Origin of the sequence: Nonomuraea sp. C10 (genome assembly GCF_008017515.1) — a bacterium.
Classification (GTDB): Bacteria; Actinomycetota; Actinomycetes; order Streptosporangiales; family Streptosporangiaceae; genus Nonomuraea; species Nonomuraea ferruginea.
Window position 1 is genome coordinate 781,130 of the sequence record NZ_VPFF01000001.1, and the last position, 12,570, is coordinate 793,699.

The following is a 12,570-nucleotide window of genomic DNA, read 5'->3' on the forward strand; positions in this document are numbered from 1 at the left end:
CGCTCGGGATTCCCCATGATGCCGGAACTCCGGCGTCCGGCTCATGCCCGGACCGTGCCGGCCGTCACCTGCTCCGGAGCGATGACGGTATCGCCGGGCACGTCCGGCTGGGTTCCTCCGCCGCGGCCGCACGTGCACGGCTCGCCGTCCGGGCACTGGCACGCCTGGTCCGGCGGGAGCCAGCCGGTGGTGTTGGCGAGCGTGCGCAAGCGCTGCAGGTGGGCGGGCCAGTCGCGGGGCCGGTCGCCCGCCGCGAGCGTCGCCAGCTCGGCCGCCACCGGTTCCGGTACCAGCCGCAGCACCTCCGGGTGGGCGTTGACCAGGTCGAACAGCACGCCCAACCGGCCGGGCCGCTGCGCCGTGGTGGCCGCCCGCACCTGCCGTACGGCCTCGTAGAGCTCCGCCAGGGCCGCCTGGTCCGCTGCCGCCTGCCCTCTGGCCCGCGCGATCGCCTGCGCGGTCGCCGCGGCGGCGGCGCGCTCGTTCGCCCCGATCGTGAGCCGCGCGTCCACCTGGAACGTGAGCGCCCCCTGCTCGGGCGCGCGGCGCTGCTCGGGCACGGCGGACCCCGGAGGATGGATCTCGACGGGGATGGGCGGGCGGCCGGGGAGGACGATGTCCAGGCGGCCGGGCGCGCGGACGTGGACCCGGGCGTCCATGGCGGCCGCGGCGCGCTGGACGGCGGCGACCGCGGCCGTCTCCGGGAGCGACAGCCGATGCGCCGCCGCGAGGGCGGGGTCCGCCGCCGGGCCGCCGCTGAGCAGCCTGGCGATCCGGTTCTGCTCGGGCGCGGCGTCGCGCGGGCCCGTGCCCCAGGGCGGCGGGGGCGGCGTGTGGCCCCGGCGTTCGAGGTCGTCCGCGATGGCGTCGATCGCGTCGGCCAGCCGCCCGCGGACGGCCGGGTCGGTGGCCGCGTGCCACCGGCGCGCCAGGTGGACGTGCTCGTCCAGGCGGGGGAGCAGGCACAGGTCGTCGCCCTCGCGGTCCGGCGACGACGGCCTGACCACGCCCTGCGGCGTGCCGGCCGCGGCCGCGGTGACGGCCTGCGCGACGTGTGAGAGCTCGTGCACCATGATCGACGACACCACGTCCGGGTGCGTCCGCTGCCATAGGCGCATCACGTGCGGGTCCTCCGGCGTGCCCGCGCGTACCTCGGTGGAGCCGTTGAGCCCCGCGCCCGGGTCCTCGATCACCACCCGGACGTGCTGGTCGGGCGCGGCGGGGAACTGGACGGTCAGCCGGTCGCCGGCCGTCCAGGACAGGTACGCGGCGGCGCCGCCCAGGTCGTGCACGGTGAGGTCCTGCCCGCGCGCCTCCTCCAGGGTGAGGTCGGGCGTCCCGTCGGGCCGGGCCGCCCGGTCGAAGACCGTGCCCTCGATCGCGGGGGAGGGCGAGGCGCCGCCGGCCCAGCCCTGGGCGACGCTGCCGCCCACGGGGGACTGCGGCTTGCGGACGTCGGCGGGCCAGATCGGCTTCGAGGCCTCCGCCATGAAGAAGCCCCGCTCGTTCAACGCGGCCCTGACCTGCTGGACGAACGGGGCGCGCAGCCGCGAGGTCAGGAACGCCTGGTGCAGCTGGAGGCCGGCCTGGTCGGCGGCGTCCAGCAGGGCGGGAGGCAGGGTGGCGAACGCGGCGGCGAACTCGGCCTTGTCCGGGGTCATGCTGTGCACCGAACCGTCGGGGGCGGCCACGTGATCGTGCATGGTGCCCTGCTCGCGGATCCTCACGCGAACCGGAACGCCCCGGTCGCGGGCGGCGAGACGCGCGGCCTGCAGTACCTGGATCAGCCCACGGCGGGAGTCATCCGGAACGAATCGCTGCGACTTGGTGTCCGGATCGAATGCGGGAGCGAGCCGTACGTTCGACTCCATCCGGTGGATGAGCTCCTCCAGTTCCTCCCCGGTGAGGACCACGTCCACCAGGCCGTTCGCGGCGCTCGGCATGTGGACGGGCTTGCCGGTGGTGTCCTGCTCCTGGCCCGGAGCCCGCTTGGCCCGTTCGAACGTGAGGTCGAAGTCCACCCTGAACCGGACGATGTACAGGGCGCCCTTCTCGAAGCTGCTGCGCTCGCGCCGGGCGCCGTGATGGTCGCTCACGGTCTCGGACACCTGCTCGCCGCCGCGCATGCCGCCGTTCAGGCCGGAATCCTCGTTGCTCCCGTTGACGTTGGCGCCGACGGGCATGACCCGGCTGCGGGACATGGAGACGTTGTGGGACTCGGCCTGCCTGTTGACCTGGCCCTTCTCCCCGTCGAACGGTCCGGCGACGATGGTGAGGTCCGAGGTGCGGGCGTGGACGGTGACCTGTGCGGCCTTGTTCCGGGCGTGGCTGCCGGGAATCTCTATCACGTCACCGACCTGCCCGGACATCCGCTCGAAGGCGGGCAGCAGGGCCGATCGCGCCAGGCGGTTGACCAGATACGACCGTTGTGCCCGGACGGTCTTGGCGCCCACCATCTTCGACAGCTGCTTGGTGATCACTTCGAACAGGTCGGGCTTGGCCGGATCCTCCCAGATCGCCGCCGGGACCATCCCGGCCCGCAGCTCCGCCTGCCGGGGGTCGGGCGCGGTGGAGATCGGCCCCGGGTCCCGGTCAGCGGACATGATCATGCCGGTCGGGACCCGCCGCACCAGCGACGCGTCGAGCACGACCGCAGGGCCGAAGTCCGGCTCGTCACCCACCCGGTGCCGGGAGACCTGGACGACGGCGATCATGTCGTCCTGGCGGACCCGGTTGTTCCCGAAGAACAGGCCGATCCGGTTCAGGCGGGTGTTCTGCGTGTTGACGGAGTGCGTGTAAGTATGGCCCCGGTCCGTCGCGAGGCCGGCGCCGTCGCCCTGGCCGTCGTCGCTGCCGTTGTAATTCAGGCCCGCGGCGTAGGAGACCGTCCGGGACCGCGAGAAGGTGCGGTCGATGTAGGCGTAGAGCTGCTTGATGATCCCCGAGAGTTTCGAGTGCGTGAGAGCTTTGGCCCTCCGCGAATCCGCGGGATCCATGGGGATCAGCCGGTACTTGACCGTCAGCTCCTCCGGCGGCTTCGACGGATCGTCGGCCCGCAGGGCGTAACTCCGCTCGAAGCCGCGGCGGGACCACGCGTCGTCGAGGTGGATCCTGATGGAGTTCTCGGAGAAGTCGGTGTCCAGATCCTGCTCGTTCTGGATACGGTCCCCCGCCTCGGGCTCCTGAGCCAGGATGGCGGCCTCCACCGCTTCGCGAGACGAGATCACCGTGCCCTGCTCGTCGGTCAGAGTGATCGACTCCACCAGTGACATGCCCGTCGCCATGTCGAACGACGGCGCCAGCACGACGTCGCGGGAGCGTTCGATGAGGTCGATCGCCTCGCTCAGCACATTCTGGAGCTGCTGCTCCTTGTCGGCGTTCGGGGAGTTCGGGTTCTCCCCGAGCCCGGTCAGCTCGTTGATCGTGTCGAGCAGCGCCGTCGGCGTGTGCCGGTCGGCGTAGCCGACGTCCTCCCCGGCGCTCCGCGCGCGGGCGACGTCCAGCAGATACTTCTGCACCAGAGGTACGGCCACGTCGGCGTCCAGCGGCAGGCTGCCGTTGCGTAGGCGCTCGATGGCGTCGCTCACCAGCCGGGGCGGCAGGTCGAGCTTGCCTTCCATGTAGAGGACCAGCGCGTCGTACTCGGAGATCGTGAACAGCCCGGTGCCCTGGGCCGGGGCGGCGTTCGTGCGCAGCGTGACGTCGGCGCCCGGCAGCCCGGGCGCCGCGGTCTCCGAACCGGTGAGCGTGAGATCCACCGGCGCCTGGATGACGTACTGGCGGCCGAACTCGATGAGGAGTTCCTCCGTGCCCCAGATGTTGGTGAAAGCGGTCGACTCGGAGGTGCCGCTGGAGCGGCCGGGCGCGGTCGACCCGCTGTCGCTGCTCTTGCCGCCGTCATCGACGTCGCCGACCTTCGACGAGCTGCCGGTGGTGTGGCCGGACGTCCCGCCCCAGGACACGCCGGCGCTGCCGAGCCCGAAGAGGATGTCGCCGTACACCTGGTCGACCATGCCCACGACCGTGGCCTGGCCCATTTCGCCCGAGACCGACAGCGACGACCGCGACGGCATGCCCTGGCCGCGGACGATGAGGTCGGAGACGATCGGCCCGTTCAGGAACTTGGCGTGCGAGACGAGATGGCGCACGTTCAGCAGCGAGAAGATCTTGTGGAACGCCGGGGAGTCCTCGCGCGTCCCCCGGGGCAGCACCTCGCGCGCCGCGCGCCACACATCGGGCACGTCCAGGTGGAGCAGCCTCATCTTGGCCCGCGCCTCCGGGGACACGTTGCCGAGCGTCGCGGGCGGCGTCTCGGTGTCCGGCGGCATGAGATCGGCCGAGAACAGCAGCTTGGCCGAGGTGCGGTCGGACGTCAGCGTGGTCGTCTCGCCGCCGTGCAGGAGCTCGGCCTTCAGGTCGCCCGCCTGCTGGAAGATCCCGAGAGGGCCCTTGCTCTCGTAGAGAAGCACCTCGTTGTTCGTGCCGCCGACGCTGAGCCCGTGCGCGAGCGTCCTCGCGAAGTCGTATCCGGCGCCGAACTCGTTCAACATGCCGTTCTGCCCCTCCGGGGGGCCGTCGCTCAGGCCGAAGGAGGCGCCGACGCCCCAGTTCCTCACCAGGGAGAGGGCCCGGGCCACGGTGTCGGAGCTGATCTCGAGATTGACCACCGTCTCGGACTCCGTGTGCCCGATGTACGTGGTTCCCCGGTCGAAGTCCTGCTCCAGGGAGATCTTCAGCGAGAAATGCTCGGGCGCTCTGTTGACGCCCTGCTTCACCAGGTCGAAGACGATGCCGTCCTGCGCGAGCGAGTCGTACGCGCCCCTGATCCGGCTGTCGGACAGCTGCTTGGTGACCTCCTGCAGGTTGAGGATCTGGGCGTCGCGCGCGAGCTTGCCGGAGGCGTACTTCGGCTTGCCGTCGACGATCTTCGGGATGAGTCCTTCCTCCGCGAGCTGGTCCATGACCTTCTGCCGGAACCGGTCCAGCCCGTCGATCTCCTGGACGAGGGCGGGCCCCGCGCCGCGCATCTTCCCGGGGCCGTGGCCGATGAAGCGGGGCAGCTCGGGCTTCCGGCCGGGAGGCGGGTCCTGGTTCGGGTCGCCCCGCAGCACCGGGTTCCCGTTCGCGTCGGTGACCGGCCGGCCGTTCCGGAGCACCAGCGCCGCCTGGTCGACCGGCAGGCCGTACCGGTAGGCGGCCGACTCCCGCATGCTCGCGGTCACCTTGCCGCGCATCGGGTCCAGCGTGACCGGGTCCTCACCGTACTTCTCCACGGTGAACGTGGTCTCCACCATGAGCCGGTAGCCCTGCTTCGGGCTGATCTTCCTGTGCACGCTCGGATGGATCGCCTGCCTGTTGGCCGTCGACGAGGACGACCGCGACCCGCCCACGGAGCCCTTGGCCTTCGGGCCGAGGTTCGGGCTGTAGTCACCGGGCCCGTCGAGGTCCTCCAGCCCTTCGTGGCCGATCGAGGCCGAGACCTCTCCGCCGATCGACCTGCTGGCGGTCGCGCCGCCGGACGTGGCGACGAAGTCGACGAGGACCTCTTCCTCCCACTCCTCGGCCGTGGAGCCGCCGAGCACCTCGCTCTCCACCAGGATGATCTTGCTCTCCGCGCGCACCCGCGCGTGCGGCCGCCCGTCGACGGTGAAGACGCGCTCGATCCCCCCGTTGACCGCGTCCCGCAACCGGTGGGGCAGCTCGGCGGTGACGAAGCCGTGCAGGCTCGCGCGGGTGTCCTCACCGATCTTGGCGTAGTCGCCGCCGAGTTCCTCCGCGATCTTGTCGAACATGTCCTCTAGGCCGGGCATGTCGCTGACCACGAGGTTGGGGGCCTTCGGGTCGCGCAGGCTCTCGTCGATCCGGGTCAGCCTTCTCGGCGGCTGGTCGGTGTAGGAGTGCGAGACCCACAGGCGCTGGGCGGCGGGGTCCCCGGGGGCGCCGGACGTCACCTCGGTGGCTTCCCGCCAGCCGCGCTCCCGCGCCGTGCGGATCTCGACGGTCCACTTGGCCTCGGCGTCGAAGAGCAGGGACTCGCTCCGGTTGTCCGCGACGGAACCCCACTGCGCGTACATGCCGGCGCCGCCGGTCGAGGACTGGCTGTGCCCGCCGGAGCTGCCGAGGGCGATGCCCAGCAGCTGGAGCGCCGACGCCAGATCGCCTTCCGGCAGGGCCTTCGCCAGGCTCTTGGTGTTGAACCCGGCGGAGCCGCCGACGCTGGCCGTCTGCGTTGCGGAGACCGTCCGGGCAGCCTGGAAGAACAGGCCCACCATCATCTCCGACGCCTTGACGCCGGGGTCGAGCACCTCGACCAGGTCGGCGAGGGTGAGCTTGATCCTGAGCTCCGCCGCCGTGCCGCCCCGGCCCACGCGCAGCACCAGGCCGTCGGGGGAGACTATCCGGTGGAAGTCCGCCCGTACGGCGCGTTCCAGCTCGTCGGGGGTGAACCGGTGCCGCGCCCCGTTGCGGGCCAGCATGTCGTTGACCGTGTCGGTCAGGGCGTTCAGGTGGGCGAGGGTGCCCGCCGGCATCGCGGTGGACAGGGAGGCCGGCTGCGGCAGCGCCCTGGCCAGGGCGTCGAGGTAGCGCTGGTGCCGTGTCAGCACCGCGCCCTCGAGCCGCCTGGTGCGCCTGGACACGCTCGGCACCCCGTGCTGGTTGGGCCGGAGCGGCTGCTGCCGCGCCGCCAGGAGCCGCGCGTACGTCTGCTCGGCCTGCTCGGCCCGGCTCAGCGCCCGCTCGTACGCTTTGGCGACCCGGAGGTGCCGGCGCTGCGTGGCCCGGTGGTTCCTGCTCTCCTTGCGTGCCTGCCGGGCGCGCTCGAACCGGCCCGAATCGTGCTGCCGCAGCGCCTTCCGGGCGTCCGCGGTGGCCTTGAGCGCCGCCTCGCGTGCCTCGGCGGCGCTGGTCTCCTTCGCCGTGATCTGGAGCTGGAGCTCCTGCTTGGCCTTGGCCAGCGTGGTGATGAGCTCTCGGACGTCGTCGTCGGAAAGGCGTCCCTGCGGTAACGGCGGCGCGTGCCGCTTCCGGGTGGCCTGCGTGGGCGCCCACGGCCGGGCGAGCGGGGTCTGGCCGTGTTTCCGCAGCTCCTGGGCCACGCCCTCGATGTCGATGGCGAGCAGTCGCTGCTCCTGCGCCGTCGGGGCGTTGTGCCACTTGTCGGACAGCAGCGCCATCTCGTTGAGGCGGGCGGTCACGCAGTGGTCGCGGCGGGCCTCGGCCTTGCGGCGCCGCAGGAAGCCCTTGCGGCCGTCTGACCGCAGCTTCTGCAGGGTGTCGGTGATCTCGTGCAGCCAGACCCTGGAGAGCTGGTCGTTCGTGACGTTCGGGTTGAAGCGGACCTCGTGCGGGTTGCTCTTGCTCGACTGCTTCCTGACCACGGTCTCGGCCATCAGGCCGTCGCTCGACAGGCGGCCGATGACCGGGCGGAAGTACTGGGTGCCGTCCGTGGTGGTGTGCACCGCCAGTGTGCTGCCGTCCTGCGACCAGGTGAAGCCCGTCACGGTGCCGTCGCGGAAGTACTGGGTGGCCAGCTCCTGGGTCGCCGCCCGCACGTCGTCGAGCGTCATGTCGGGGCCCTGTCGGCCGCTGGGCACGTACCGGGTGTCCTTGACCGGCCGCGACGTGACCGTGCCCGGCTTGCTCTGGTACACGCCCGCGCCGTTGGAGGTAGTGCCCTGCTCGGGGCCGGTGGCGGGAGCGGTCCCGGTGGCCGGGGACGTCGGGGCGGCGGCGCCGGTCTGCGTGGTGCCGCCGTCCGGCGCCTGAGCCGTCGTCGTGGCGCCGTCCGAAGGATCCTGAACGGTCCGCCCGTCGGTGCCGGTGTCCTGGGACGGTTGCCCGTCCGAATCGGTCGTCGGGGAGGGCGTGCCGGTGTCTTGGGACGGCTGGTCGGTCGTGCGGGCGTTCTGGGACGGCTGCTCCGCCGTACTCGTGTCCTGGGACGGTTGCCCGGTCGAATCGGTCGGGGACGGCGTGTCGGTGTCCTGGGACGGCTGGTCCGTCGTGCGGGTGGTGCGCGCGGAAGGTTCGGACGTGTCCGGGGACGGCTGGTCGGTGTCCTGGTCGGGGCGCGCGGGACGGTCGGGCTGCTCGGGCCGGTCGTCGGGGTTCGAAGGGGCGGAGGCGCGCCGGTTCGTGGTCGTGTCGGTGTCCGGCAGGGTGGCCGTGGACGTGGTGGACCGGGTCGTCCCGCCCTGGCCCGGCGCGGTGCTCGTCCGCGCGGACCCGGGGTCGCCCCCGCGCACGGGCGCCTGCCCGGCGGGCTGGTTGTCGGAGGAGGGCCCGTTGTTCGACGGATTGCCACCGGTCGTGGGCCCGGCGGGCGGGTCGCCGCCCATGCGGGCGGCGTCGGTGCGCGCGGCGGAGTCGTACGCGGAGGCGAGCGTGGACACCGGGTTGGCCAGCGCGGAGTAGACGTCGGGATTGAACGGGCTGATCGACCCCGCACGCCCGGCGCCGCCGAGGAACCCGCCCATCATGGACTCGGCCGTGAACGGGTTCTGCCACTGCCCGTAGACGGCGCCGTTGGCGAAGAAACTGCCGACCGGGGAGGCGATCATGTTCGTCGCGCCGGTGGTCAGCGCGCGCCCCGCGAAGCCCGGCACCGAGCCGGTCACCCGGGACACCGGCCCGGACAGCCGGGTGCCGATGACCGCGCCCGCACCCGCGCCGATGACCGCGGCCTGCGACTTCTTCCAGTCCCACTCCTGCCGGGTGCCCATCCGGATCTGCTGGTACTGGGCGACGGCGTCGATGAAGAACTCCTCGCCGATCTCCTCGACGAGTTCCCGGCCGAGCGAGGTGGCCAGCAGCCTGGCGATGACGCCCCGGCCGGTGGCGCCGCTGAGCGTGGTCACCCTGGCCAGCCGGGACGCGGTCAGCGACCTGCCGCCCACGGTGGCCAGCCTGACGAGGATGCGGCTGATGGCCGCGCGGGCCGCCGCCGCGTACGGTCCGATGATGGCGGTGGTGGACCCGGCGCTGAAGAACGCGGCGACGAGGGCGATGGCGATGGCCACGACCGTCACCCAGAAGGCGACGTTGATGGAGAGCTTCGAGTACTGGGTCTCGACGGCGAAGTTGTTGGCCTGCTGCCCGTACGCGTGCGCGTTCGCCGACACCCCGGCGAGCCCGCCCTCGTTTCCGTACAGGACCTGGGCCCTGGAGACGAACTCCGCGGTGGAGGGCGAGTTCCAGCCGGTGGCGACCGTGCGGGCGGCGGTGCCCGCGTCCTGCGTGCTGCCGACGGCGGTCGTGCCGAGGTCACCGTACGCGTGAGCCAGCTTCGACAGCCCGCTCTCGCTGGCCTCCGGCCACTTCTGCCCGGCCGACAGCATGGGGATCAGCCAGTTGACCACCCAGTCGGGCAGTGCCTCGGTCTCCCACACGGGCTGGACGTCGCTGTTGATGGTGACCAGGGCCGACACGCTCGGCTGCCCACCGCCGCCCGGTGCGGTGGGATTGGTCGGGCCGCCGTTGACCGCCACGCCGGAGCTCTCAGACCTGCCGCATCATCGCGGAGAGATCCTCTTCCATGGCGGTGCTCACCTGCAGGGTGTTGCCGACGGCGGCGCGCACCCTGCCCGGCTCGCCGGAGATCTCCTGGCACAGCTGCGCGCACTGGTCGAGCAGGAGGTTCGGGCCGTTGCCCTGGAAGTGGGCGTTCCAGAACGCCACGCCCTCGGCGCCGGTGCCCCACGGCGCGGCGGCGAGGGCCGCCTTGACCTTGGCGACCCGGTCGGACAGTTTCTCGTCGAGGTCCCCGGCCATCGTGTCCCACTGGGTCAGCCCGCGGTCCACGGTCGGCTTCATGATCTCCGTACCGTCCCAGAGTCTCACGTCCGGCCCTCCATCCGGTCGGCGAGCCGGTTCATGGCGGCTTCGAGGTCACCGTCGAGGTGCGCCTCGAACTCCGCGCGGGGGATCACCGGCTCGAAGATCTCGGTGACGCGTTCCCTGGCCCTGGCCACCGCCCGCCGCGTCGTCTCGGTGATCGTGTCGGCCAGGTGCCGCGCGTCGGGACGCCGGTAGATGCGCGGGTCGAGATCGAGCCTGACCAGCTCCCCGCGCGCCCCGACCGTCACCGACACCAGGCCGTCGCGCGACTTCTCGGTGACCTGGACCTCTCGCGCCTTCGCGTGCAACTCCAGGCTCGCGTCCTGGATCTGGCGGAACATGTCGCGCAGTTCGTCGGCGTACGCGCGCATCGCCGCCACGTCAGGGAGGGACTCCACGGACACCTCCCCCATCCCCGGCGAATCTGATCACACACCCGTATTACTGATCAGTTTCCGTCACATGAACATCAGAAGGCAAGAGGTGCATCAAAGTGGTGAATCTTCCCCATTGAGTGGTACGGCGTGCTCCTGCGGATCGTTCACCTCTTCACGGGGCACCCAGAGGCGGTACACGCCGCGCTCGATCCGTTCCAGCCCCAGCTCCCGCGCGGTGAGCGCGGAGCCGCCCAGATACTCGAGCAGCAGCAGCCCGTCACGCTCGTCGCGCACGTCGAACCGCTCGCCCCGCCAGTGGCACACCGTCGTCACGAAGTCCAGGGCCTCGCACTCCGCCACGGGCACCGTGCGCACGTGACAGCCGGGCTCGACCTCCTCGAAGCCGTCCGCCGGATCGGGGCTGCGCAGCCGCACCCACAGTTCCAGGGGGTGCGGCTCGGGGCTGGCCACATAGTCGGCGCCCCGCCAGCGGGCACGGTAATAAGCAGGGCTTGTCACGTCCGCGCCCCGATCAGCAGCCATCGCCGCAGGTCGCCGTGGTAAAGAGCGCGCCGGTGCTCGGTCCCGGCCTCGGTGAGCTCCCAGATCTCCGCGCCGTGCGGCAGGATCACCCCGTACACCTTGTACTCGCGGATGACCTGGTCCACGTTCGGCGCCAGGCCGAGCCCGGTGAACGGCGGCTCCTCGACGACCCACCCGGCCACCGCGGCCCTGCGCTCCTCGTCGGTCCCGCCGTACGGGGTGCGGTAGAGGCCGAGGCCGGCGGGGCGCCAGCGCAGGATGTTGAGCGAGCCGTCGGAGGTCAGCATGTCGGGCTGCCCCAGGGCCTCGGCGAGCACCGCGGGCGTCGCGATGTGCGAGACGTCCAGCGCGTGGTGGCAGTATCCGGAGATCCTCGGCTCGCCTCCGGTGAGCAGGTCGTGCACGCCGCCGGGGGAGAGCAGCTTCTGCACCGCCGGGACCCCGGAACCGGGGGCGATCAGGAGGTCCTGGGCCAGCGTGGGCACCGCCAGCCTGGCCAGCGTGCCCGACTCCAGCAGGAAGGAGGCGGGCAGCCCCGGATTGACCGCCAGGCCCCACCGCGGGTCGGGCCAGCCGGCCGCCAGCTCGACCGGCGACGCGATCCGGCAGTGCGCGGCCACGCCGCCGGTGGCCAGCCGCATCGCCGCCACCGAGGTGAACGCCAGCACCCACGTCCGTTCGGCGTCCGCGGCCGTCGCCCAGGCCGGAGCCTCGGTCCCGGCCGCCGCGCCGGCGGTGATCGGCAGCGCAAGGTCGGCGTCGCGGAGCAGGCTCAGGCACAGGGCCGTCTGCCCGTCCTGATGAGCGGCCCACAGCCGCTCCTCGAACGGCGTGGCCGGTTGATGGTCGATCGACGTCACTCTGCCCAGTCTGCCCGGTTCGTCGGCCCCCCCTATGCGGACAGGACCCGGCGGAGCGTGGCGGCGAAGCCGTCGGGGTCGCCCGCCATGCCGAACTGGCCGTCCAGGAATCCGCCGTGGTGGCTGGGGAAGACCACGGGCTCCGTGCCGAGCCGCGCGGCGACCGCCACGCCCGCGCGGTGCGCCAGTTCCCCTTCCGACTCGGCGCCGACGCCGATGACGATCCGGGTCGGCGCCGCGCGCAGCGCCTCGAAGTCGTGCTCGTAATGCGTGCAGGTCATGAGATTCTGGGCGAACATCGGGTCGTCGCGGGAGCCGTCGTCCTCCGCCGGGAACCCGAGCTCCTCCGGCTTCTGCACGGGCAGGTCGGCGAAGCCGGCGGGAACCTCGCCCCGCAGGCTGGAGACCGCGATGAACTTCGCCATCGCCGCGCCGAAACCGTCGCGATCGTACGTCCGGCAGATGTCCACCACCGAGGCCAGCGCCCGCTCCCGGTCCGGCAGGGCCTGCGCGGCCGGCGGCTCGTGCGCCACGAGCGTGCGCACCCGCTCGGGGTGCCGGGCCACCAGCGCCAGCGCGTTCACGGCGCCCCCGCTGCTGGCGAAGACGTCCACGGGCCCGCCGCCGAGCGCGCCGATCAGCCGGTGCACGTCGTCGGCGTGCTGCTCGGGCGTCGACTCGCCGCCGCCGTCGCGCTCGCTGCGCCCGATCCCGCGCGGGTCGTAGGTCACCACCGTACGGTCCCGGAACCGCCCGGCCAGGGCGGTGAACCCGGTGGCGTCCATCGGGCATCCGATCATCAGCAGGATCGGCGCGTCGTCCGCCTCGGCCTGGTGCACGTCGTAGGCGAGAGTCGCGCCGGGCACCTCAAGGGTGTGGGTCATGTCGTCGCTTCCTTCCCAGTCATCCTGGAATGTAGACCCACGAGAGGCGGCGAAGTCATCGGTCGCGTG

The 12,570-nt window shown here is 72.2% G+C and carries 6 protein-coding genes; all 6 read right to left on the minus strand.

What is annotated here, in order from left to right:
* Positions 1 to 41: 41 nt before the first annotated feature.
* Positions 42 to 9,488, minus strand: a complete 9,447-nt coding sequence (locus FR742_RS03675; protein WP_148029600.1) for a hypothetical protein — start codon at positions 9,486 to 9,488, stop codon at positions 42 to 44.
* A gap of 10 nt (positions 9,489 to 9,498) precedes the next feature.
* The gene (locus tag FR742_RS03680) at positions 9,499 to 9,840 is read right to left on the minus strand and encodes a hypothetical protein (RefSeq protein ID WP_148029601.1); all 342 of its coding nucleotides are present in this window, start codon (positions 9,838 to 9,840) and stop codon (positions 9,499 to 9,501) included.
* A complete protein-coding gene (locus FR742_RS03685; RefSeq protein WP_261808343.1) occupies positions 9,837 to 10,235 on the minus strand; it encodes a YbaB/EbfC family nucleoid-associated protein in 399 nt (132 codons plus the stop codon). The genes FR742_RS03680 and FR742_RS03685 overlap by 4 nt, the downstream gene beginning before the upstream one ends.
* Before the next feature lie 90 nt (positions 10,236 to 10,325).
* The gene (locus FR742_RS03690) at positions 10,326 to 10,733 is read right to left on the minus strand and encodes a hypothetical protein (protein WP_261808344.1); all 408 of its coding nucleotides are present in this window, start codon (positions 10,731 to 10,733) and stop codon (positions 10,326 to 10,328) included.
* Positions 10,730 to 11,617: an SseB family protein gene (locus FR742_RS03695; RefSeq protein WP_148029604.1), complete on the minus strand. Its 888-nt coding sequence runs from the start codon at positions 11,615 to 11,617 to the stop codon at positions 10,730 to 10,732. Before FR742_RS03695 ends, FR742_RS03690 begins: the two co-directional genes overlap by 4 nt.
* A gap of 32 nt (positions 11,618 to 11,649) precedes the next feature.
* Positions 11,650 to 12,501, minus strand: a complete 852-nt coding sequence (locus FR742_RS03700; RefSeq protein WP_148029605.1) for an alpha/beta fold hydrolase — start codon at positions 12,499 to 12,501, stop codon at positions 11,650 to 11,652.
* Positions 12,502 to 12,570 lie beyond the last annotated feature (69 nt).